Raw genomic sequence first — 22,290 nt, forward strand, 5'->3', positions numbered from 1 at the left:
GGCTCTTCCGCTCTGGCCGCCAGCGCGCTGGCACTGGGCAACAGCGCGCTCGCCGGCACGCGGGCCGCGGTGACCGGGCTCGCGAACGTCGCGCCGCGCGTGCCGTACGACGCGCCGAACTGGCTGTCGTCGACGCGCCCGGTGCGGTTCGGCGAGCTGGTCGGCGAGCGTGCGCTCGCCGTGTCCGGATACGATGCGGGCGCGGTGCGGATCAACCTTCGCGTGCCGCCCGACCTGTTCATGTGGAACACGCGCGGTGCGCCGATCGACCTGCGTTATCGGTACACGGTGCGCCCGCGCGTCGACCGCTCGTCGCTCAATCTGAGCGTCGGCGACACGTTCCTGAAGGAGTTGCCGATCCCGGCGCGAGACACGTCCTGGTGGAGCGTCGGCCGTTACCTGTCGCCTGGCCGCACCGACAATACCGGCAGCGATCGCGTGACCCTTCACGTGCCGCCGCTGCTGCTCACGCCGCGCGCACAACTTCGGCTGAATTTCTACTACGACATCCCGGATACCGGCGAATGCACGGGGCGGCTGCTGCAGAACGTGCAAGGCGCGATCGATCCGGATTCGACGATCGACGTGTCGTCGTTTCCGCATTACATGACGCTGCCCGATCTCGCGGCGTTTGCGAACAGCGGCTTTCCGTTTACGCGCCTGGCTGACCTGTCGGACACGGCGGTCGTGCTCCCCGCTGAGCCGACGCCGTCGGTCTACAGCCTGTACCTGCTCGTGATGGGCCGCATGGGGGCGTCGACCGGCTATCCGGTGACGGGGGTGAGCGTGACGGATGCGGCGGGCGTCGACGCGTTCGCCGCCAAGGACCTGCTGATCCTCGGCGCGCCCGACACGCAGCCGCTGTTGAAGCGCTGGGACAAGCAGATGCCGTTCTCCGGCGACGGCGCCGGCAGCACGTTCGCGCTGACCGATCTGGTGTTCAAGGTCGAGGACTGGTGGCGTGGCGCGCAGGGTGCCGCGCCGACGCATGTGCGCGCAAACCTGTCCGTCGTCACGGACGAGGCCAGCGCGCTGATCGCCGGCTTTGAATCGCCGCTGCGCAGTTCGCGCAGCGCGGTTGCGCTGATCAGCGCGCCGGGCCAATCCGACGACGACCTCGGGAGCGCGCTGCTCGACGACGACATGCTGGCGTCGATCCAGGGCGGGATGGTCGTGATTCACGGCCGCATGGTCAGCGTCACGTCGAACGGCGTGCCGTATCACGTCGGTGCGCTGTCGCCGATCGAATACCTGCGCTGGATCCTGTCGGCACACCCGCTGCTGCTCGTGCTGGGGGGCGTGCTGGCGGCGCTCGTGATGGCGGCGGTGTTCTATCGTTTGCTGCGCGCGCGGGCGGCGCGCCGGCTGAAGGAGTGACATGCGCGCCCGACTGTCACGCAAGCGCATTGCCGCACGGGCACGCGGTGTCGCGGGACGCCGCATGCACGCGCTCGTCGCGAGCGTCCTGCTCGCGGTCGCACTGCCGCACCCGGCCGCCGCCGCGGGTACTGATCCGCTCAAGGTGCTGATCGACCAGGGCAAGTACTGGCAGGCACATGGTCGCGGCGATCTCGCGGGCCAAGCCTGGAAGAAAGTGCTGGGCCTCGATCCGAACCAGCCCGACGCGCTGTTCGGGATGGGCATGGTGCTCGCCGATCGCAAGGACAACGCGGGTGCGAAACGCTATCTGGAGCAGTTGCGCCAGACGGCACCGGGCTTTCCGCAGATCGACGAGCTGGGCCAGCGCCTCGGCGAGTCGAGCCCGCGCAACGACGAAATTAACGATGCGCGGCGCCTCGCGAAGATGGGGCAAAGCGCGTCGGCCGCGCAGCAATACCAGCGGGCGCTGCAAGGCGCGCCTTCGTCGCCCGCGCTGCGGCTCGAGTATTACCAGGCGCTTGCGGCAACGCCCAGCGGATGGAACGAAGCCCGGCGCGGGCTCGAGCAGCTCGCGCGGGACAATCCAGAGGATCCGCGCTATGCGCTCGCGTATGCGCAGCACCTGACCTATCGCGACGCGACGCGCCGCGACGGCATCGCGCGGCTCGAGCAACTGGCCGCTGACGGCAAGGTCGGCACACAGGCGCGGCAGAGCTGGCGGCAGGCGCTGCTCTGGCTCGCCGCACGGCCGTCGGATCAGGTGCGCTACGTTGCGTACCTGAAGGTGGTGCCCGACGATCCTCCGGTGAAGGCGCGCTACGACAGCATGGTGCGGCAGGACGAGGCAAATCGCGAACGCGGTCAGCAGGACGCGGCGAACGAGGTGCGCGGCCGCGAGATCGCGGATGGCTTCGCCGCGCTCGACCGTGGCGATCTCGACACGGCACGCGCGCGCTTCAACGCGATACTGGAGAAGTCGCCGGGTAATACCGACGCGCTTGGCGGCCTCGGCATCGTCGAACTGAAGCAGGAGCGCTTTGCGCAGGCACGTAGCGATCTAGAACGCGCGTCGCGGGGCGGAAATGCGGCACGCTGGCGCTCGGCGCTCGACAGCGCGACTTACTGGACCTATACGAGCGAGGCGCTCGGCGCGCAAAGCAACGGCGACTTCGCGAAGGCGAAGGCGTTGTTCGAGCGCGCGATCCTTGCGGACCCGTCGAACGTCACCGCGCAGGTGCTGCTTGGCGACGCGCTGCTCGCGAATCGCGATCCGCGCGGCGCGGAGCAGGCCTACCGGATGGCGCTGCGCCGCCAGTCGGACCACCCGGATGCGCTGCGCGGGCTCGTCGGCGCACTGGCCGCGCAGGGGCGCGGCGACGAGGCAATGCAATTCGCGCAGCAACTGACGGCCGAACAGCAGTCGAAGGCAGGCGGCTTCGACCGCTTGCGCCGCACCGCCGAGGCCGCGCAGGCGCGGGAGGCCGACGCGCGCGGCGACCTTGGCGCCGCGCGCAGCCTGTTCGAGGATGCGCTTGCCGGCACCCCGAACGATCCATGGCTGCGGCTCGACCTGGCACGCGTGTATGTGCGGCAGGGCGCGATCGCTTCGGCACGCAGCATGATGGACGGGCTGCTTGCCGAGCATCCCGACATGCCCGACGCGCTCTACGCGAGCGCGCTGCTCGCCGAGCAGACGCATGACTGGTCGATCGGGCTGCAGCGGCTCGAGCGCATTCCCGCCGAGCAGCGCACGGCCGCGATGACGACGTTGCAACACCGGCTGTGGGTCGGCCAGCAGGTCGAGCTTGCGACACGGATGGCGCAGCATGGCCAGCGCGCCCAGGCGCTCGGCGTGTTGCGCGAAACGGAAGCGATCGGGCAGGAGGCGCCGGCGCTGGCGGTGCAGCTGTCCGCTGGCTATCTTGCGGCGGGCGACACGTCGCGCGCGCTGTGGCTCGTGCAACGTGCGCTGGCCCGCGAGCCCGGCAACGCGGGCGTGCTGCTGCAATACGCGCGCATCCTGCTGGCCGGCCGTCAGGATTCGCTGCTCGGCGACGCAATGCGCCGCCTCGCCGCGATGCAGCTGACGCCGCAGCAGCGCAGCGATTTCGACGCGCTGAACCTCGAGATCGTCGTGCGTCAGGCCGACGCGGTGCGGCAGCGTGGCGACCTGGCCGGCGGCTACGCCGTCATCGCACCGTGGCTCGCCGCGATGCCCGACAGCCCGGAGCTGCAGGCCGCGCTCGCGCGCCTGTATGCGTCGGCCGGAGATTCCGCGAACGCGTTGACGTGCTATCGGATCGCGCTGGCTCGCCGGCCGGACGATCCGGGTTTGCTGATCGCCGCGATCTACGCGGCGAGCGGCGCGAAGGCATGGCGCGACGGCGAGGCGTTCGCGGCCGCCGCGCTGAGGATCTCGCCGGACGACCCGGCGCTGCTCGCGGCGATCGGCCGGCTGTATCGCGCGGAGGGGCAGTTGTCGCTCGCCGCGCAGTATCTGCAGCGTTCGTTGCTGGCCGGCAACACGCCGCCCGTGCGCAGCACCGGCAGCGCCCGCCAAAATGTGCCGCGCGGCTGGGAGGCTGCGATGCAGCGGATCGGCGCGAATCCGTTGCCGGGCACCAATCCGTTCGAAGGCAAGACCTCGGTCGATGCCGTGCGCTCCGCCGCCGATGCGGGCACCGTGGTGCCGCTGCCGGGGATGCCTTCGTGGTCCAACTCGTCTTCTCCGTCTTCTTCCGCTCCGACCGTGCCTTACTCGATGCCGCCTGCGCCGCCCGCGACTTACATGACACCCGCCGTCGCGCCGGAATCGCGCGCGCCAGTGCCGTATGGGGCCGCGCCGGCGGCGGACGGTGATTTCAGCGATTCCAGCGGTTACGGCCAGGCGGCCGGCGGCGCGGCGGACGCGGGCGGCCCCGCGACGGGGCGGAGATATGCACGGTATCTGCCGGCTGCGGCCGATGCGCAGCAGATGGTGCCACCTGCCGGATACGGCGTGCCGGGCGATGACGTAGGCGGCGATCAGGGCTACGTGTCGACGCCGTGGCCGATGTCGCCCGCCGCGCGAGCTGCGCAGCCGTCGGCGGCAGTGGCACAGGCACCGGTAACGCGTGCGCGGTCCGCAAGGTCGAGCCGGGTTGCGCGCGGCGGCCCGAATTCGTACGCGAATTCATCCGATATGCAGCCGCCCGGTCGTCTGCCCGCATACGGGCAGGCCTACGCATCGCAGGCAGATGATCGGCAACCGGCCTATGCGCCACCGATGTCTCGTCAACCGGGCTATGGCAGACAGATGCGTGCGCAACCTTCGTATTCGCAGCAACCGTATGCATCGGACGGATACGGTCAAGCCTACGGGCAGCAGCCCTACATCCCGCAACCGCCTGCGGGCTACGCGCAGAGCTATGCCGCAGCCGGACCTGTGCAGCGCGGCGCGAATGCGGACGCCAATGCGCAGACGCTCGGTGTTGCCGCCGAACTCGCGCAGGTGAATCGCGATCAGGCGAGCACGGTGACCGGCGGGCTCGTGTTCCGGAATCGCACGGGCGAAGACGGGCTGTCGGGCCTGAGCGATATCGAGACGCCGATCGAGGGACGTATCAAGGCCGGTAATGGCCACGTGGTCGTGACCGCGACGCCCGTCATGCTCGACGCCGGCACCCCGCCATCCGACATACCGACGCTCGCCCGTTTCGGTGCCGGGATGACGCTCGGGCGCTTGAACGGCTTGCCGGGCTCGCAGTCGGCGAGCGGCGTCGGCCTGTCCGTCGGTTACGAAGGCAAGCAGCTGAAGGCCGACATCGGCGCAACGCCGGTCGGATTCCCGTTCCAGGACGTGGTCGGCGGTGTGCGCTACGACGGCGCGATGACCGACAGGGCGTCCTATTCGCTGGCCGTCATGCGCCGCGCGGTGACCGACAGCCTGCTGTCGTTCGCGGGCGCGCGCGACTCGGGCGCCGGGCTCAAGTGGGGCGGCGTGACGCGCAGCGGGGTGCGCGGCGCGCTGGGTTGGGACGACGGCACGAGCGGGCTCTATGTCGCCGGCTCATTCGATTACTACGACGGCCACCACGTCGAGCGCAACTTTTCGGGCAAGGGCGGCGGCGGCGCGTATACGCGTCTGTTTCGCGATGCCGACCAGACCCTCACCGTCGGCGTGAATGCAACGTGGATGCGCTTCAGCCAGAACCAGTCATATTTCACGTACGGGCAGGGCGGCTATTTCAGTCCGCAGCAATACGTGATCCTGAATATCCCGATCGAGTATGCGGGCCGTACCGGCGCGTTCACCTACGATCTGACCGGGTCGATCGGCGTACAGCATTACCGGCAGAACGAGGTGCCTTATTTCCCGCTCGATCCGGGCATGCAGGCGCAAGCGGCGCTTGTTGCCAACGTTGCCAACCTCTCCTCGACGTTGCAGCTCGACCCTGGGGCCGTCTATCCGGCGCGCAGCAAGACCGGCGTTGCCTATTCGCTCGCGGCGCGCGGCGAGTATCAGTTTGCGTCGCAGCTCGCCGTCGGCGCGACTGCGTCGTTCGGCAACGCGTACCAGTATCGCGAATGGGCGGCGGCCATCTATCTGCGCTACAGCTTCACGCCGCAGAGCGGATTGCAGCCGTTCCCGCCGCGGACCTTCACAACGCCGTATCTCGCGGATTCCAATTGAGCGGGCAGGCGGCGCGGATTGCTCCGTGAGCCTGCCCGCATGCAACGCGGTGGGCACACCGCGCGATGCTATCCGAACCCGCGGTCAGAACTTGTGCCGGATCCCGACGATCGCGAGTTGCTGCGTGTCCGTGCCGGAGTTCACGCCGTACGACCCGACCGACGCGGCGGCCTTCACGATCGCGCCGCTCGAATTGAGCGTGCGGCCGCTCGCCTTCTGGTAGCCGAACAGCGCATATACGTCGGTGCGTTTCGACAGCGCGTAATCGCCGCCAACGTTGACCTGGTTGTAATGCGCGGAAGTCGGGCCCGTCAGCGACGTGTAGTTGTAGCCGACGCCTGCGCGCAGTGCGGGCGAGAACTGCCAGTTCAGGAATGCCGAGCCGTTGTTGAACTTCGCGGTCTGGCTGAACGCCGACAGCGTGTCCGCACCGTACTGCGTGTTCGAATACGCGAGACCGAAGGTTGCCGGCCCGAGCACGTACTGGCCGCCGACGCGCACGATCTGAATCGACTTCGCGCTCGCGAAGCCCTGGTTGATGACGGTGTTGAACAGCGTGTCGGAACTGCTTGTCCACGTGCGCACGCCGTTCGCCGTCGTCGTGCCGCCGTTCGTGAAGAAGTAACCTGCACCGAGCGACAGCGGGCCGTTCGCGTAGCTCAGGCCGAAGCTGTACGTGCGACCGCTACCCGTCGAGCCCGCGACGCCGCCCAGGCCGTACAGCGCTTCGAACTGGAAGCCGGAGATCAGCGGGCTCGTGTATTTCACCGAGTTCGACACGCGCAGGCTGTTGTCGTAGTTGTCGAGGTCGCCCGGCGTCGCGAACACGCCACCGAAGTAGTTGTCCGCGGTGACGCCCTGCACGAGATCGACGATGGGGTCGTACTGGCGGCCGAGCGTCACGGTGCCCCATGTGTTGTGCGTGAGGCCGACGATCGCCTTGCGGCCGAACTCGCGGCTACCCTGGCCGAGCGCGCCGGTGCCGACGTTGAAGCCGTTCTCGAGCTGGAACAGTGCGGCGAGGCCGCCGCCGAGATCCTCGGTGCCGCGCAGTCCCCAGCGGCTGCCCGACAGGTTGCCGCTGCTGAACTTGACGAGATTCTTCGCATTGTTGCCGCTTGCGTCCTGTGCATTGCGCACGTACGCAATGCCCGCGTCGACGATGCCGTACAGCGTGACGCTGCTCTGCGCGTGCGCGCCGGTGGCGGCGAGTGCCGCCGGCAGTGCGAGAAGGGTGAGGCGCTTGAACGCTGTCATGTTGTGGTTACCCCCGTAGTCGATTGGTCTAACGAATCGCTGAACGATACGGACCGCGCACTTTCAAGGGAACCAACAAATTCTTGAATCGTTATCAGGTGTGGGTGGGCTTGCGTCGGTGCGGAGGATGTGGCCGTGGCGATGCGAGCAGTGCCGTGCGATGGCGTGGCATCGCACGAGTGGATGCCGCGCAGGTGTGCAATGGCGGAGCGGGTATGTAAGCCGGCCTGGATTCGGATGGTCGACCAGCAGCGCGGTTTTTTCCTCTAACAGCTCATCGAGATCCAGCGCGGCCGCTGGATTGTCCGCCTCGATGTAGTCGTAAATATCCTCACGGTCTTGTATCGCCTCTGGCGTCCACAAGAATTCATCACTTCGGCGCGTCAAGTCGACGACGTGTTGCTGCTCGACGCACTGCAAACCTGGCCTCGACCTCGGCGGCCGGCACCAGATTACCGGCGTTGGCCGAGGCCCGCGACCGTTCGACCTTGGCTCGCAGCCACGCGTCATGTTCCGCCGCTTCCTGCTGTTGCTTGACGTAGTCACGCATGAAGTCGCGCAGGAGCTGCGCGCCGGTGCGGTGGTGGGTATTCGCGGCCGTGGCAAACTCGGCTTTGAGGGTCTCATCGACCCGGAAGGTAGAGGTTGCTTCGCTCATGGCGTTGCTCTCATGTGTTACATGACAAGTGCAGCGTAGTACATCGCCTGGCGAGCAGAAACGCCGTGTCGGCGAAATGCGGGTGTCCTCCAAATCCCATGTTGCATTTCTGTTAGCTCGTCACGAGGGAAATCGCAGCTACATCGATATGTGCGAATCTTCAAGGAACATTGAGGGAACACGTGGGCGGCCGATCAGCGATTGCCAATTGGGTCGATCCTGCTTAGTTTCATAGTTGACATTGTGTCCGATAGAAACGAAATAATGTATACGAAAGTTCTGGATCGGCATCTTGCTGTTTCTCGAGTCCTGAGTGCTTGCGATTCGATCTCACGTAATATGTCGCTAGATATCGCGGGACGATGGGGCTCGCGCATTCTGGTTGTGGTTCTTGTGGCGCTCTATGCGCTGCGTGCACGGCGAGGCACACCATGGATGAATGGCAATCGAGTGTCAAAGAAACTTGCTCGACGCTGTCGTGTGATTGCGCCGCTATGCAAGCACGCCTACAGCGTGCCGAAGCTGAAATCCGTCGGCTCACGAGAGGCATTCAATTGAGGGATCGGAAACTGTCCGAACTCGGGAAGGTGCTGGCGAATTCAGCGGTCGTGCACTATTGCGTCGAAGATCGCTTGCAGCGCGAACTCGACGCGCTGCGGATCAATATGCCAACTGATATGACGGACGATTTCCCCAATGGAGTCGAAGGCGACCCGCAGCGAAATGGCGTGATCGTTAGATTGCCCTACGTGACGGCGATACTGTCAGTGTTGTTTGACACCATGCGCGCGTTCTGGGCAGATTGTGATCGTCACCGCCTTCCAAAGTCTTCGACCGTTGCGCATGCGCTCGATGAGCGCCTGGGATTGAGCGCGCAGACAAACGGTGAAGCCTCGCGTAGCAGCCAGGCATATGCATCTGCAATCAGGCCGGACTGGGTGAAGGATGCGGACATGCGCCATCATCGGCCGGTCGTATTGGGGAAACGATTCCCGTGATCGGGAAGACATCAGTAGTGCAAAAAGAATTCGATGCGAAGGTGCAGTTTGTGTCATCGGGTTCTGGCACATTAAACGGTGAATCGGGAGTCATGCAGGGCACTGGGCAACACGGTTGCGTTTGAGTCCGACCTCATGCCGGGAGGCGTTTTCGATGCGCGCGACCCGAACCACATGATTGTATTCAGCAACTTGTTGGGATGATCGCCGAGTTCGGCGAACGTCAAGGACGTGAGCTCAATTGTGCAGACTATAAACGGAAATTCGGACGTCCCATGATCGGGCCCGATAGAGTGAAGGTCGAGACCAAACCGGCGATATAGCCGTGCGATGGCTCGTGTAACCACGCCGATGATGCGTGTTGCACCCAGTGCCGTCGCGATGGCGAGTACGTAGGGAAATAGCTGCATGCCAGACGTCGCATTTGCCGTTGGGCCATGGGTGATGGATGCTGCGAACCGCGAGAGTTCCCATACCGTTGGCGAAGTTGGTAGTGCGAGCGCGACTGAGCTTGGGAGCAAATCCTGGAGCAGATATGGGCCAACGGTGGATATCAGCCGGGCGCTACCGCAAATCTGCCGCTGGAGGTCGAGCGCAACAATCTGGACCGTATCTCCGTCGTCGAATCGATCCCATTCGACGGTGGTGTTTTCCTTGGCACTTGGTAATGACCAGCCAAGTCGCCGCACGAACACCTCATGCCGATACGCACCCAATTCGTGGCGGATCTCGAATGGCAGATCATTCAGTCTGCCGGCGACAATGTCGAACATGAGCGTTCCCCTCGTGTGTTGAAGAGTGCCACGTTAGCAACGTGACGCTCCGGGAGGAACTGGTTACTCTGGGAGGGATAATGGTTGAATCGCGCGCCAATACCCATGGCGACAGGCGAAGCCCGCGCGCGATGGCGCAAGTCAACGCGATTCAGTATCTGAGACGTTCGAATTTACGGAAACGGGTAGGCCGGCGCTCATGGCGATCGCGTGGACGATTCGTCGGGGTCACGCTTGGGAGAGCACTGGCCGGCGCGGCAGTCAGTGCTGGATCAGTCCGTAGACGGCGGCGTACACAGCGGCCTTCGTGCGACTATTGACGTTCAGGCTCTTCATGGCTTCACCAATGTGGTAGTCAACCGTGTGGTGCGATATTCCCATGATGATGCTGATCTCCGACGATGTTTTTCCCTGGCCGACCCAGAAAAGGCATTCCTGTTGGCGGGAAGAAAGGCGAAGGGGCGGCTCAAGATGGGGGATCGAAGTGAGGCGCTGAAGTTCGAAATGGAAGAGCGAGCTGGTCAAATGGGCCAGCCGTGTGTTCAGGAGGTCATTGACGCGAGAGCGCGGACCGGAGAAGCTGAAGAGCAGAACGTTGCCGTCCGGCTCGTGAATCGGCACGCTGAGCCCATGCATCAATCCTGCATCGCGGGCTTCTCCAAGCACACGCCGCTCGATGTCGTTCAAGCCGGAAATGTCGCCCCAACGATAAGGTGAGGCACAGGTGAAAGCTGCCCGGTGTACGGGGTCAATAAGTCCATAGTCGTATTGCTGGTAATGCTCTACCCAATTATTGGGATAATGTGCGCAGATCACCTCGACGCATATGCTTGGTGTAGAGCGCGAGCGAAATCTTGATATTCTGCTGATCGCGTAGCAAGGAAAGCCTAACGAATGTGCAACGTTGCCAAACGAGTTGGAAAGCGATCGGAGGCTGCTGGACTTTGAGAATGGCACGAGAAAACGAAACATCCGAACCGCCCATTCCCTGTTTGACGGTAGCGGTTTCGATGACAAACCACTCGTGCGATATCGGAAGACAGAGGGCACCGTCACTCCCTCGCGTCTGCCGGATGAGACTTGGCGTACACGGTGCCACGAGGGGGCGGGATGTCTGATATGGATCGCATTTCGGTCGGGCCTCTGAAACACGTCATAATCATGAAGTTATCATTTTAATTGTTGTGTGACGGGGTCCGGCCATTTAATTGTAATAGTTTGATACCGGATTTTTGATTGGAAGATCCAGTGATTTTGATGGCAAGAACATTTTGTCGCGACGGGCGGTGCTTGTGCAGGCTGAGTGCGCAAAGTGGCGTCGAATCCCGATTGAAATGCGTGGCTAGCGCATTAGCAGCGCTGCCGCCGAAAATCCGCCGACCCCTTGTGCATAAAGCAGGAATGGTTTGCCTGGAATCAGGCCGTCGCAATCGGCGAGATTGATGAAGGGGTCGCTCACGGTGACATGTGCGACGCGGGTAAAATTGTTGGCAAACAGGCACGTCGGCGCAAGCCTGAGGGATTTGATGATGCGGTGCCACGCCGGTAGATCCAGATGGGACGGCAGAATGCGCTGGATCTCGGCCAATGGCAGGTGTGCTTCGTCGGTGGCCTGCTTGATCAGCCGCCGGGCTGCGAGAAAATACTGGGCTGCAAAGCGTGGATCTCCTTCTCCGAGCATCCCCCGCCAGCCGCTTCCGCTTGCGTGGCTTGCCAATGCGAGCACGCGGTTGACCTTGGCATCGCGTTCGATCAGCGCGGCGCACGCACCGTCGCTCAGGAGCCCGGCCGCGCCCATCAGCCGTTCGGCTTCGATCGGCATGACATCGGCCCCGACCAGCAACACTCTATTGACGGCAGGGCGGGCGATCAACATCGCGCGAATGACGCGTAGGGCGCCGAGTGAGGATGCGCAGTGCTGCTGGGCAAACGAAAACGCCTCGGCGTTCACGAAGCCAAACCGTTCGCACAGGAGCTTCGGCAGGGAAAGCGGCGGTGGTGCAATGCTGCCTTGCAGCGTGTGGACATAGACGAGGCAATTGATCGTGTCGGGTGCGAGTGTCGCAGTGGCGAGCAGCGTCTCGATTGCGTTGGCCGCGAGCGACAACGCGCTCTGTCCTGCCGCTTCGTGGAAACGTCGCACGCCCGCTTGCTCGAGGCGCGTCATGGTCGCGTCCGACTGTCCCGTTTTCTGGCCCCAGTGCCGAACGTCGTTGATACGATCGGGCAGGTAGTAGGCGACATGCGCAATGCCGAATCGCATGGTCATGACGACGCAACGCGCGTGTCGATGTGATGCAGCAACGGTTTGCCTCGGGACGCGAGCAGCGCGCAGCCGACATAGCCACCGAGCCCGATTCCCCACACGAGCAATCGGCTGTGCGGGAGCAGTTCGCTTGTGCGGAGCCTGTCGGCCAGTTGCACGATGGAGTCGGTGGCGCCCAGGTACGCGTGGCGATCGCGTCCAATTGGTTGGAAACCGAGGTGCCGAGATAGGAGGTCGTTCAATTGAAAATCGATGTCCTGTCCGACCACGGCTGAAAGATCGACCGGAAGAAGACCTTGTCGCGCCAACATGTCATCAACCATCGCCAGTAGCGCCGGTGCCCAACACGGACCGAGCGCCGCGCCTGCGTATGGGCGCTGAACTGAAAATGGGTGAAGCGCATGGGTCGCCGTGTCGATCACCTGGAGTCCACGGGCGGTGTCCGTGTGCCGCTCCACCAGCAGGGCGCCGGCCGCGTCACCGTGCAGCATGTGGTGACCGATCGAGCGCGAAAACGGCGGGCACCATTTTTCCGCAGCAACGATCAGGACGGCGTGGATATCGGGTTCCGCGATCAAGAGATCCCTGGCCAGTTGCAGCGCGGTAAACAACGAGGCGCCCTGTTGTTGGGACACGGAGAAGGGAAAGCATGGTGTGCCGACCACCGCGCACAGGCGTCCTGCAGTCGTTGTCGAGACATGCTCATTGAGACTGCTGTGGCAGAACATCACGATATCGATGGGTGCGCTGTCTGAACGTCTCGCTTCACTGATCGTCTGCGCCACCCGGGCTGCAAGCCCGGATTGATCGGCTTCTTGCTCGACGGGTACCCGATATGCTCCAGATACTTTTGCTTGTCTGGCGGCATGGCAGTCGGTGGCCGCCGCAGCTACTTGTTCAAATGCGCCGAATTCCGGACCCCATGACCGGACCCACGCGTCCCAGCCGGACGGTATCGCCGCGCTGAGCGTGGTTTCGATAATGCGCCAGCGGTCCAGCGAAATCGCGGGCGGCACATAGGTGGCGATTGCCGTGATTACGGGTGCGTTCACAACGTATTTGGCGGGACGGCGAGGTCGTCCGGCAGCAAATCATAGAGAAGCCGGCCAACCCGCACACCCTCGATGAGATGACAGTCGCGCTGCAGCCCGATCAGTCGAAAGCCGAGTCGCGCGAGCAGACGCTGGGACGGGGCGTTGCACTGGAGTGCCCATGCGGTGACGCAGTGCAGTTGGTCGTGATCGAATGCTTCACGAAGGAGACGCTTTGAAGCGTCGTACGCGATATTGGGGTATGCGGGGCGTTGCCTGTCCCGCAGTACCCAGAACGAGCCCATCGCGAAGCGGTGCGTGACGTCGCTCACTGCGACCAGACCACTTGGAGTCCGGTATCCGGCCGGGCCGAACACGCGTATTCGATGTCGCCCGGCGTGCAACATTGCGTGCACGGCGAGTGCCGGCAACGCCTGTCGACCGAGCCCGAAATCGAACCATCGGTTGATATCCGATTGTGCGAGCCAGGCAGCGATATCCTGGACGTCGTCATGATTCGGTTCGCGCAGCCAGTATCTGACTGAAGTCTCGTTAGCTGTGTGCTGGCAGGGGCATTTTGTGGAGATGCGCTCGCTCATGCATAGCCTCCGTCCGGCCGTTGCGGCTGCGCGGATGCCGTGAACGGCGCGAGCGCCGCGTCGATTCGCATCAGCAGCCACGCAAACCAGTGATTTGTCTGGAAGCGCACGGCCGGCGGAAACCCTTCGACATAGCCGTGACCGCCGCAGAACTGGACGAGTTCGCGGCTGAGATCAACGGATTCGGCGGCGACGTGCCGAACGAGTTGACGAATTAGCGATGCGGGGGCCGCTGGATGGGCGTTTGCCACGGATCGCAGAAACAGGTGGCTGCTGTGGGTGGTGATCAGCATATCGGCCAGTCGTGTAGCGACGAGCTGATGCGTGACCAACGGCTTTCTGAACGCTTGCCGGGTTGTTCCGTAGTCGAGCGCGAACTGAACGCTATGCTGCATCGCACCGATTAGCAGTGCACACAGGTAGAGGCCGGCTTCCGTGAGCCACGTCTGCGCCGGCGAATTGCCGTGGCAGTCGGGCAGTTCGAGCGTGGCAAGCGGTGGATCGGCTCGCGCCTCGTCCAGACTGAATTGCTCAAGGCAGAGGGCGCCGAGCCGCGCGATGCACGTGTATGGTGAAGGCTTCGAATCGGTTGGCTGCTCGATGAGGACGAGCTTCTGGCAACCGGTATCGATCCATAGCGTCAGTCCGCTTGTGTGTGCTTGTGAGCGCAGCCGCCATAACGAGGCGGTGTCGGTATCCGGCATGCTCAAGGCAATCGACGTTGTGCCGTCGAAATAGTCCTGAATATTGCGTGTGGGAAGCCCGTCGAGCGCCTGATGCGCGCACATCGTCATCAGCGCCGGTGCGCTTAGGGTCAGCTCGGCCGTCCGCTCGAGGGGGCCGGCGGCGAGTGCCTCAATGATGAGAGATAGATCGTGGCGATTGATTGCCATGCCGCCCAATTGCGTAGGCAGGATCATCGTCCCGAGATCGAGTGCCGCGGCCTGCTTGACGGTTTCCTGCCACACCGTTGCCGAAGGCGATTGCGACAGCAAGGGGACCAGCCGCTCGCGAGCGAAGCGTTGGCTCGCAGCAAGGAGGTTGCGTTGATCGTCGGTCAATGCCCACGAGCTGGGCACGGGATCCGGCTGGGGGGATTCAGAGGCGTGCATCATGTTCCTCCGCTAAAGTGAGCGCTGTCAGATGAGCATTTCGATCGCGGCGGGGTGACCGAGGAAGTCGTTGGGACTGGCCGAGCGTCCATATGCGCCGGATTGCAGCACGACCACGAGATCGCCGATGCGGGCTTCGGGAAGCGATACGTCGTCTGCGATCCGGTCAAGTGGTGTGCACAGACACCCGACCACGTGGCTGCGCTCCTGTGGTGCTTCGCTTAAGCGATTGCCGAGAACCACGGGAAAGTTGCGGCGCAAAACTTGCCCGAAATTCCCCGAGGCGGCTAGATGATGGTGCAGGCCGCCGTCGGTGACGAGGAACGTTTTGCCGCGGGATATCTTGCGGTCGATGACGCGGCATACGTAGATGCCAGCTTCTCCAACCAGATATCGGCCCAGTTCGATGATGATGTGGGTGCCCGACAGATTTTCCGTGAATTGCGGCAGCCAGCCGCGCATGGCCTCAGCGACGGTAGCCAGATCAAGCGCCGTTTCGCCCGCGAAATAGGGAATCCCGAAGCCACCTCCCAGATTGACGAATCGCGGGGGCGCTTGCAGGCCGGCAGCCAATTTCATCACGATGTCCGCGCTTTGTCGCTGAGCCTGGATAACGGTTGGGGCGTGCAGGCATTGTGACCCCCAGAACACATGGAAGCCCGCGAGGGCCACGTCGCGTGTGTGGAGTTCGCGCAGCAATGCGGGAACTTGCTCGACGTCGACGCCGAACGGGGCTGATCCGCCTCCCATGCGCATGCCGCTGTGATTCACATGGAAGTCCGGGTTGATGCGAATCGCGACGTTGGGCTGTACACCGAGTTGCCAGCCGAGAGCCGCGACGAGATGCAGTTGGGTGACAGACTCGATGTGGATGTTGACGCCACTTGCAACGGCGCGACGCAGCTCGTCGCTATCCTTGCCCGGACCCGCAAAGCCGATCCGGTCGGCAGGCATGCCGGTGTCCAAGGCAAGCGCCATTTCGGTCGCGGATGCCACATCGAACCCGTCGACCCGTGACGCGAGGTGGTGCACGACAGCGGGCATCGGGTTGGCCTTGATCGAGTAGTGCAACTGGACGCCGTACGGCAGCGCCTCGCGCAGTACGCGTACGCGAGCATCGATTGCCGCGCGGTCATAGGCGAAGAACGGCGTGCGTCCGGCGCGATCGGCGAGCCGGTTGATATTGATGCCGCCGACTACCAGTGCGCCGTTGTGCTCGCTGAACGGATGGTTCATGGGTGCCTCGCTTCGAGTCCGGCTTCGGCGCCGGAGAACGCGGCGCGTAATGCGGCCCGGTCGAACTTCCCGTTGGGGTTACGTGGAATAGCCTGACGCACGACGATGTGATGCGGCACCATGTATCGCGGCAAGTGCTGCGTGCACCATGCCAGAAGCGTTTGAGAATCGAACGAATCGTGAGCGGGCACGACCAGCAGGACAATCGCTTCGCCGAGTGCGTCATCCGGGACGCCGGCGGCGACCGCTTCCGTAACGAGATCGCTGCCGTGCACGGTTTCCTCTATCTCTTCTGGACTGATCCGATACCCGGAACTCTTGATTTGGGCATCGTTGCGTGCGACGAAGTAGAGAAATCCGTCCTCGTCGCGCCGTACGAGATCGCCGGACCAGACGGCGACGTCCCGCGGCGCGCCACCTGGTCTGAGCTCGGGCGACGGCCGATAGCGCAGTGCTGTTTTTGCGGCATCGTTCCAATAGCCTGATGTGACGCAGGCCCCGACATGCACCAGTTCGCCGGTCTCTCCCGGTGCGCAGGGCGAGCCGTCGGCACGTACGACGAGGATTCGGGCGTTCGGCACGGCTTTGCCGATCGAATCGGGTCGGCGGTCCACCTCTGAGGGATCGAGGAACGTCGAGCGAAATGCTTCGGTCAGGCCGTACATGAGGTATGGCAACGCTTGTGGAAACAGTGTGCGCAGTTGCTGCAGGACAGGGACCGGAAGCCGGCCACCAGTGTTGGCGAAATAGCGCAGTGTTCGGCGTGCCGCTTTCGGCCACGTGGCGCGGGCCAGTTGCATCCATAGCGGCGGCACGCCCGTAATGGCCGTGATGCGTTCGCGCTCACACGCATCGATGACGTCTTTTGCGCTCAGATAGTTGACGAGAACGGCAGTGGCGCCTACTGACCAGGCGGAGGTGAGCTGGCTGAGGCCCGCATCAAAGCTGAGCGGCAGAACGGCGAGGATACGATCAGAGGCGACGTGTCGAAGGTAGTGCGCGACGCTCCAGGCCCCCTCGAGCAAGTTGCGATGACTGAGCATCACGCCTTTGGGCAACCCCGTCGAGCCTGACGTGTAGAGGATGGCGGCCAGATCTGTATCGATACCTGACACGGCCGGAGAGTGCTGCACATGCACGTCGATGCCTTTGTCTTCGCCGGCGCTCGTGATCCCGGGCCAGCTATGGACGTTCGTCGTGCTCTGCAGATGCGGGCCTGCGGTACCGGGATCGTCCACGATGATTGTGTGGGCAACGCCTGTCAGCCCATTTTCGTCGAGCATGCGTGCTCGTAGCGCAGTCGTGATCAGGCAGTCGGCACCGCAGTCGCGCAGAACGTGCGCAACCTGGTCGGGCTTGAGCAGTGGATTGACTGGGACGAACACCTGTCCGGCGGCGGCGCTGCCGAGCATCGACACGACGGCTTCTATCCGCTTGTCCAGAAAGATCGCGATACGCGCACCCGGCACGATGCCAAGCGAGGACAGCATGCGCGCGAGGGCGTGCGTGCGGCTTACCAGGTCTTGATAGGTGAGGCGCACCGACCCATGTACCAGAGCCTCAGTGTCGGGAGTTCGATGGGCGGCCGCATGAACAAGGTCCAGGATGTTTTTCATGGGGATAGTGGGTGAGGGTGAGCGTTGAAGGGGTTCCTGCGGGCAGTCAGTGCCGTATCACCATGGCACCGAAGCAGCCGGACAGGCCACACGAGAACAACAGGGACCAACCTCCTGCGTCCCGGTCGGGGCAGGTGTGGAAATTGATGAACGGGTCGGCGCCAAAGACGTGACCGATGCGCCCGAAATTCGTGGTGAAAAGCCGTTCCTGAGGGACAGCGAGCATCGTCATCAGTCTTGCCCAGCCGGGCAGATTGACGTGATGGGGTAGCACGGAAGTGACGTCGCGGGCCGTGATGCCGGCCTGTCGAAGGGCGGTGCGCATGGTGGAAAATGCGGACCAGTAGTAGCGATCGTCGGGCACGGGCTGCAAGTCGTCGTCGGTGCCACGGAAGAAGCGGCCATCCGTGTACAGGTGCAGACCGGCAATGACATTGCGCGGGCCATCGCGCTCGAGCAGCATTGCACAGGCGCCGTCGCTGTGCAGGGCGAGGTCCTGGATTGCACGCAGTCGATCGCATTCGGCGCCGATCACATCGGAGCAGACTATGATTGCTCGCTCGATGGGCGGGTGCCGGGCGGCGAGTGCAAGCAAGACGCGGATGGCCGCCATCGGCGAGACACAGTGCTGTTGTGCAATCGAGAATGCCAATGCCCGATGCAGGCCCGTGTGGGACTGTATCTGTTGGACTGTACTGGCGGGCGGCGCGATGACGCTGGTCTGGATCGTGTGGGTAAATACGAGTGCGTCGATCGTCGTGGGCGTCGTGCGGGTTCGACGCAGCAGTTCGGAAACGGCGCGAATGGCGAGCGCGACCGGCGATTCACCGCATGCATCGTGGAACTGCGCGACGCCGTTGTCGAACAGCGCACGGGCGCGCGCATCGGGCAGATCGCAACGCGCTGCCCAGCGACGCGTATCGACTGTCCTCTCGGGTAGGCTGAACTCGATGTTGGACAGTGAGAACAAAGGGACTTGTACCGAGGCAGTCATGGCGCATCTCCGCAATATTCGAGGATGGCGCAGCCGGCCTGCCCTTGGAGGCCGGCTGACCAGACGAGCACGCGCTGTCTGTTGGAGGGGGAGGTCGACCGAAGCAGACCGTCGAGACGCGCGGGGAGGTCCGCGGCGCCGAGATAGCCGGGCGCCGCTTCGTCGTTCCAGACGTGTTCGGCCGGCAGTCCGCAACGTGCGTTGACTTCGTGTGACAGCTCTGCGTTGATTGCAGCGGGCACAATCCAGTCGATTTCCGCGGGCCGCAATTCAGCGCGCATGCACGTCTCGTGAATGACATTCGCGAGCGTCGCTGTGTCGATGTATTGCGTTCCTATCGCCGTCGAGGAAAAAGGGCATGGTGTGCGTATCGTGAGATGGCGCACGCGCCATCCTGGACGGGGGCGCCGTGCAATCAACAAAGCAGCGGCTCCGTCACCCATCGCGGTGAGCACGCCGACGCGGCGCGAAAACGGCGCGCGCCAGCGCTCTGCCGCGGCGATCAGGATCGTGCTCATTCGGGTGTCGGCGGCCATCATGGCCATGGCAGTCTCCAACGCCATCACGAGCGATACGCCATGAAGCTGCCCGATCGCGAAGGGAGGCCGATTCGATCCAAGGGCGTTGTGCAGACGGCAAGCACAGGACAGCGCCAGGTCGTGTTCGAAACTGGTGGTGCACACGATGATTTGATCCGGCACGGCGTCTTCTGCGTGAGGCACGGCTTCGATGAGTGTCCTGGCGGCGGTGAGCGCCATGTCCGACAGCGTCAGGCTGGGCTCGGTGGCGACCAGGTCAGCGGTTGCGAAGCCGGCTTGGGGCGGTAAGCGGCCGTCGCCACTGAGTGGCGCGATACTGTCGCGCCACCGGAGGGTGTCGGCATAGACGGCCTGCATGACGGTTTCGCGCACGCTCCCGGCGACTGAGAGTGGTTCGACACATGTGTCTGGTGAGGTGCGCGCCGACGGGATGTACCGCGCTGTCGCGACGATGCGCGGCTCGATACCCGAGTGGTCAATTGGTGGAGACATGAGATTCGACGAACGCGACCAGATTGCTGAACCGAAGAAAGAGCTCAGCCGACAGATCTTCCGGAGCCAGCGTGAAACCGAAGCGTTGCTCGAGCTGCAGCAGCAGCTCCGTCATGTTCATCGAATCCACGCCGACGTCGAACAGATTCGTGTCGTCGACGACGAGCTCGGCGCTCAGGCTGCTGCCGAGCACCGATAGGAGGCAGGCCTTCACGGTGGCGGGAACGTCGGGGAGGTGCGGGGTAAGATTGGGGGCCATGAACGATCTCCGGGATGGACATCAAAGGACTCGGGATGTGAGGGGTGACGTGGGATGCAGTGATTCAGCGGAAGGAATTTCCCATGGCGGAGACGTCGATCGCTGCAAGGCGCGGGCGATCATGAGCCGCTGCAGGTCTCCGGTGCCTTCCATGATGTCGAACGCCTTGGCGTCGCGATAACTCTGCTCGAGAGAGGGATAGGTCGCGATGCCGTCGAGGCCGACAAGCTCAAGGGCAGTGTGGGTAACACGAGCAGCCATGCGCGAGGCATAGGCCTTGGTGATCGACGCGTCCATGGAGGTTGCGATGCCGCAATCGATTTTCCAGGCCGCGTAGTGGCACAACAGGTGCGCAGCGGTGATCTGCCGGTCGATGTCGAGAAGGCGTCTTTCTACATCGGCCGCGCGTTGACGCCTGTCGGTGGGTCGCCCGCCTGCGTCGAAGTAGGCGGCCAGGTCGTCGCGTACCCGTCGACATGTGCCGATCATGATCGAGGAGAGCAGTGGCCGGAAATAGTCCCACGCATGCTGGGCGCCAGAGAACGCGTCGTCGAGGGGTCTTTCGTCGCCGCGACTTAGAAGCGCGCTGTCCGGAACCTCACAGTCGTTGTAGGACAGGACGGCAAGCTGGCTGACCCTCAGGCCTGCCATACGTTCGATACGGGTGACCGAGAAGCCAGGGGTATTGCTCTCGACGAGAAATGCGCGGATACCGAAACGGCCCGAGGGTCGGTTGATCGTGGCGAACGTGATTACGCAGTCGGCGCGGGCACCGTTCGTGATGAAGCACTTGGTGCCGTTCAGCACCCAGCCGTGCGCCGTCTTGCGTGCCGTGGTCCGCATGGCTGTAGCATCGGATCCACAGTCGGGTTCGGTAATGGCAAATGCCCCCCAGCGTGGCGTTGGGCTGTGAAATCGCTCGAAGAAATGGGCCTGTTGCTGCTTGTTGGCGAGGGCAAGGACCGGCGGCATCGCCAGACCCGGTCCCGGCAGTGCGAGGGCAAGACCCGCATCCGCGTAACCGAGGTACTCCATCAGCACGACGCGCGACGCGAGCGACTGGGCATCGGGGCAGCCACCATATGTGGCAGGAACGAGGTTCAGGTTGAGTGCGCGGATATCATCTGGTTCCCAGATTGCGTCGGGGATATGTCCGGTCTGATCGGCTGTCGGGCCGTGCGCGCGCATGCTAGCCGCGAGCCGATCGAGGTGTAGGCCGTGGGTGGCGAGCTGCGCGGTGATGGTCGCGAGGCCCGGATGCTGTCGCAACGGTTGCACATACTGGGACATGACGGATTTCCCCTAACATCGCGCACCTGCGCCGGATGATCGACTTGCACGGAAATTGTGGATACGCCGTGGACGCGTCGTTTGAACTGGAGCGTAGGGTGTCGCCGTCGGCATGGCTACCTCCGAACCTGGGGAGGGTGCAGCCAGCACGGGCCAGTTTGCTGGCCGCGTGCGATGTGGATGCCCGATAATGGCGCCGGGATGAACCGATGAATGGCCAACGACGGACGTAACGGATATGGCAGGGCGAAAGAAGACAACCGAAAAGATGCCGCAGGTGCAGCCGGACAAGCGTGGGTCCCGCGCGGTCAAGCGCGGCGATCAGGTCGCCGAGCTGATCAAGCGGTGGATTAACGACGGACAGTTGCGACCGGGAAAGCGCCTGAACAAGGAGGCGGAGCTCCAGCAGATGTTCAACGTAAGCCGTGGCTCGATGCGCGATGCGCTCAAGGCCCTCGAGGTCCAGGGGCTGGTGAGTCTGAGCACGGGACCCGAGGGGGGCGCGACGATTACCCGCGTGCCCATCGCCCGAGCATTCCAGTCGCTTCAGAACTATCTGTTTTTCGAGAACATGTCGCTTGAGGACATTTACGCGGTGCGTCGCGTACTCGAACCGCTGGTGGCCGCAGGCGCCGTTGCCCATCTGACCGATACGGATTTTGAAGCACTTGAACGTAGCGTTTCCGTGTGCGAGCCGTTTGTCGCGCACCATGAGGAAGCGCTCGATCAGCGCCATGAGGACATTCATTTCCACGATGTGCTGGCGGCTGCACATCCCAATGCGTTTCTGCGTTGCTTGTGCCAGATCATCAATCAGATGCTTCACTCACTGGTGATCGTCGCCGGGAACGTAACGCAAGCCGATTACCAGGCGTTTGGCCGGCGGACCGTCACTGCGCACCGTGCGATTCTGGAGGCGGCGCGGCGCCGGGATGCCGAAGCGGTCCAGCAACTCATGGGGACGCATATGGAGGAAGCTGAGGCGCAATTGCGCAAGGTTCACGCCGCATTGCAACAGAAGCTGGTACTGGATTCCGAACTGGATCTGGACACGGGCCGCGGCGCGTCGTGAATGCCCGCGGAATCTGACGATCGATGTGAAGGACGCACAAACGCCG

General features: G+C 63.6%; 19 protein-coding genes. 4 read left to right on the forward strand and 15 right to left on the reverse strand.

Annotated features, from left to right (window positions below):
• Together G3N94_RS11350 and G3N94_RS11355 are read left to right on the forward strand one after the other, a co-directional pair.
• The coding region (locus G3N94_RS11350) for a cellulose biosynthesis cyclic di-GMP-binding regulatory protein BcsB (protein WP_205792478.1) at positions 1 to 1,377 on the forward strand (1,377 nt) is incomplete at its 5' end.
• A gap of 1 nt (position 1,378) precedes the next feature.
• Positions 1,379 to 6,052 carry a cellulose synthase subunit BcsC-related outer membrane protein gene (locus G3N94_RS11355; RefSeq protein ID WP_205792479.1) on the forward strand — a complete coding sequence of 1,558 codons (4,674 nt, stop codon included), beginning with the start codon at positions 1,379 to 1,381 and terminating at the stop codon, positions 6,050 to 6,052.
• Between the two features lie 84 nt (positions 6,053 to 6,136).
• On the opposite strand, the gene G3N94_RS11360 is transcribed toward G3N94_RS11355, so the two are convergent.
• From G3N94_RS11360 to G3N94_RS11370, 3 genes are all read right to left on the reverse strand, one after another.
• Positions 6,137 to 7,309 (reverse strand): porin, encoded by a 1,173-nt coding sequence (locus tag G3N94_RS11360; protein WP_205792480.1) that lies wholly within the window; start codon positions 7,307 to 7,309, stop codon positions 6,137 to 6,139.
• 63 nt (positions 7,310 to 7,372) lie between these two features.
• The gene (locus G3N94_RS11365) at positions 7,373 to 7,729 is read right to left on the reverse strand and encodes a type II toxin-antitoxin system RelE/ParE family toxin (RefSeq protein WP_241021765.1); all 357 of its coding nucleotides are present in this window, start codon (positions 7,727 to 7,729) and stop codon (positions 7,373 to 7,375) included.
• Positions 7,680 to 7,967, reverse strand: coding sequence for a hypothetical protein (locus G3N94_RS11370; protein ID WP_205792482.1), 288 nt, complete (start codon positions 7,965 to 7,967; stop codon positions 7,680 to 7,682). The genes G3N94_RS11365 and G3N94_RS11370 overlap by 50 nt, the downstream gene beginning before the upstream one ends.
• 431 nt (positions 7,968 to 8,398) lie before the next feature.
• Between G3N94_RS11370 and G3N94_RS11375 the strand changes: the two genes are divergently transcribed.
• Positions 8,399 to 8,965, forward strand: a complete 567-nt coding sequence (locus G3N94_RS11375; protein WP_205792483.1) for a hypothetical protein — start codon at positions 8,399 to 8,401, stop codon at positions 8,963 to 8,965.
• A 71-nt stretch (positions 8,966 to 9,036) separates the two neighbouring features.
• Here the strand turns inward: G3N94_RS11375 and G3N94_RS11380 are convergent, their stop codons facing one another.
• The 12 genes from G3N94_RS11380 to G3N94_RS11435 all read right to left on the reverse strand — a co-directional run bounded on the left by G3N94_RS11380 (position 9,037) and on the right by G3N94_RS11435 (position 21,172).
• Positions 9,037 to 9,738 carry an acyl-homoserine-lactone synthase gene (locus G3N94_RS11380; RefSeq protein WP_205792484.1) on the reverse strand — a complete coding sequence of 234 codons (702 nt, stop codon included), beginning with the start codon at positions 9,736 to 9,738 and terminating at the stop codon, positions 9,037 to 9,039.
• A 261-nt stretch (positions 9,739 to 9,999) separates the two neighbouring features.
• Positions 10,000 to 10,710, reverse strand: a complete 711-nt coding sequence (locus G3N94_RS11385; RefSeq protein ID WP_205792485.1) for an autoinducer binding domain-containing protein — start codon at positions 10,708 to 10,710, stop codon at positions 10,000 to 10,002.
• Between the two features lie 370 nt (positions 10,711 to 11,080).
• Entirely contained in the window at positions 11,081 to 12,007 is a 927-nt protein-coding gene (locus tag G3N94_RS11390; RefSeq protein WP_205792486.1) for a 3-oxoacyl-ACP synthase, read from the reverse strand.
• Positions 12,004 to 13,056, reverse strand: coding sequence for a 3-oxoacyl-ACP synthase (locus G3N94_RS11395; protein ID WP_205792487.1), 1,053 nt, complete (start codon positions 13,054 to 13,056; stop codon positions 12,004 to 12,006). Before G3N94_RS11395 ends, G3N94_RS11390 begins: the two co-directional genes overlap by 4 nt.
• On the reverse strand, positions 13,053 to 13,634 hold the full coding sequence (locus G3N94_RS11400) for a GNAT family protein (protein ID WP_205792488.1): 582 nt from the start codon (positions 13,632 to 13,634) through the stop codon (positions 13,053 to 13,055). Before G3N94_RS11400 ends, G3N94_RS11395 begins: the two co-directional genes overlap by 4 nt.
• Entirely contained in the window at positions 13,631 to 14,749 is a 1,119-nt protein-coding gene (locus tag G3N94_RS11405; protein ID WP_205792489.1) for an acyl-CoA dehydrogenase family protein, read from the reverse strand. Before G3N94_RS11405 ends, G3N94_RS11400 begins: the two co-directional genes overlap by 4 nt.
• Positions 14,750 to 14,773: 24 nt before the next feature.
• Positions 14,774 to 15,982, reverse strand: coding sequence for a pyridoxal-dependent decarboxylase, exosortase A system-associated (locus G3N94_RS11410; RefSeq protein ID WP_205792490.1), 1,209 nt, complete (start codon positions 15,980 to 15,982; stop codon positions 14,774 to 14,776).
• Entirely contained in the window at positions 15,979 to 17,598 is a 1,620-nt protein-coding gene (locus G3N94_RS11415) for an acyl-CoA ligase (AMP-forming), exosortase A system-associated (protein WP_205792491.1), read from the reverse strand. The genes G3N94_RS11410 and G3N94_RS11415 overlap by 4 nt, the downstream gene beginning before the upstream one ends.
• Before the next feature lie 46 nt (positions 17,599 to 17,644).
• Complete coding sequence (locus G3N94_RS11420) at positions 17,645 to 18,592, reverse strand: 3-oxoacyl-[acyl-carrier-protein] synthase III C-terminal domain-containing protein (protein WP_205792492.1); 948 nt, start codon at positions 18,590 to 18,592, stop codon at positions 17,645 to 17,647.
• Positions 18,589 to 19,488 (reverse strand): 3-oxoacyl-[acyl-carrier-protein] synthase III C-terminal domain-containing protein, encoded by a 900-nt coding sequence (locus G3N94_RS11425; protein ID WP_241021766.1) that lies wholly within the window; start codon positions 19,486 to 19,488, stop codon positions 18,589 to 18,591. Before G3N94_RS11425 ends, G3N94_RS11420 begins: the two co-directional genes overlap by 4 nt.
• Positions 19,489 to 19,606: 118 nt before the next feature.
• Complete coding sequence (locus G3N94_RS11430) at positions 19,607 to 19,882, reverse strand: acyl carrier protein (protein WP_205792494.1); 276 nt, start codon at positions 19,880 to 19,882, stop codon at positions 19,607 to 19,609.
• A 21-nt stretch (positions 19,883 to 19,903) separates the two neighbouring features.
• On the reverse strand, positions 19,904 to 21,172 hold the full coding sequence (locus tag G3N94_RS11435) for an acyl-CoA dehydrogenase family protein (protein ID WP_205792495.1): 1,269 nt from the start codon (positions 21,170 to 21,172) through the stop codon (positions 19,904 to 19,906).
• 238 nt (positions 21,173 to 21,410) lie between these two features.
• On the opposite strand from G3N94_RS11435, the gene G3N94_RS11440 reads away from it, so the two are divergent.
• Positions 21,411 to 22,244 (forward strand): FCD domain-containing protein, encoded by an 834-nt coding sequence (locus G3N94_RS11440; protein WP_205792496.1) that lies wholly within the window; start codon positions 21,411 to 21,413, stop codon positions 22,242 to 22,244.
• Positions 22,245 to 22,290 lie beyond the last annotated feature (46 nt).

The sequence above is a fragment of the Burkholderia sp. Ac-20353 genome (assembly GCF_017104785.1).
GTDB lineage: Bacteria > Pseudomonadota > Gammaproteobacteria > Burkholderiales > Burkholderiaceae > Burkholderia.

Bases quoted from the DNA above. Each gene is read 5' to 3' on its own strand.
- G3N94_RS11355 (WP_205792479.1), top strand. From the start codon at position 1,379: ATGCGCGCCCGACTGTCACGCAAGCGCATTGCCGCACGGGCACGCGGT.
- G3N94_RS11360 (WP_205792480.1), bottom strand. From the start codon at position 7,309: ATGACAGCGTTCAAGCGCCTCACCCTTCTCGCACTGCCGGCGGCACTC.
- G3N94_RS11370 (WP_205792482.1), bottom strand. From the start codon at position 7,967: ATGAGCGAAGCAACCTCTACCTTCCGGGTCGATGAGACCCTCAAAGCC.
- G3N94_RS11375 (WP_205792483.1), top strand. From the start codon at position 8,399: ATGGATGAATGGCAATCGAGTGTCAAAGAAACTTGCTCGACGCTGTCG.
- G3N94_RS11380 (WP_205792484.1), bottom strand. From the start codon at position 9,738: ATGTTCGACATTGTCGCCGGCAGACTGAATGATCTGCCATTCGAGATC.
- G3N94_RS11385 (WP_205792485.1), bottom strand. From the start codon at position 10,710: ATGTTTCGTTTTCTCGTGCCATTCTCAAAGTCCAGCAGCCTCCGATCG.
- G3N94_RS11390 (WP_205792486.1), bottom strand. From the start codon at position 12,007: ATGACCATGCGATTCGGCATTGCGCATGTCGCCTACTACCTGCCCGAT.
- G3N94_RS11400 (WP_205792488.1), bottom strand. From the start codon at position 13,634: ATGAGCGAGCGCATCTCCACAAAATGCCCCTGCCAGCACACAGCTAAC.
- G3N94_RS11405 (WP_205792489.1), bottom strand. From the start codon at position 14,749: ATGATGCACGCCTCTGAATCCCCCCAGCCGGATCCCGTGCCCAGCTCG.
- G3N94_RS11410 (WP_205792490.1), bottom strand. From the start codon at position 15,982: ATGAACCATCCGTTCAGCGAGCACAACGGCGCACTGGTAGTCGGCGGC.
- G3N94_RS11415 (WP_205792491.1), bottom strand. From the start codon at position 17,598: ATGAAAAACATCCTGGACCTTGTTCATGCGGCCGCCCATCGAACTCCC.
- G3N94_RS11420 (WP_205792492.1), bottom strand. From the start codon at position 18,592: ATGACTGCCTCGGTACAAGTCCCTTTGTTCTCACTGTCCAACATCGAG.
- G3N94_RS11425 (WP_241021766.1), bottom strand. From the start codon at position 19,488: ATGCAGGCCGTCTATGCCGACACCCTCCGGTGGCGCGACAGTATCGCG.
- G3N94_RS11430 (WP_205792494.1), bottom strand. From the start codon at position 19,882: ATGGCCCCCAATCTTACCCCGCACCTCCCCGACGTTCCCGCCACCGTG.
- G3N94_RS11435 (WP_205792495.1), bottom strand. From the start codon at position 21,172: ATGTCCCAGTATGTGCAACCGTTGCGACAGCATCCGGGCCTCGCGACC.
- G3N94_RS11440 (WP_205792496.1), top strand. From the start codon at position 21,411: ATGGCAGGGCGAAAGAAGACAACCGAAAAGATGCCGCAGGTGCAGCCG.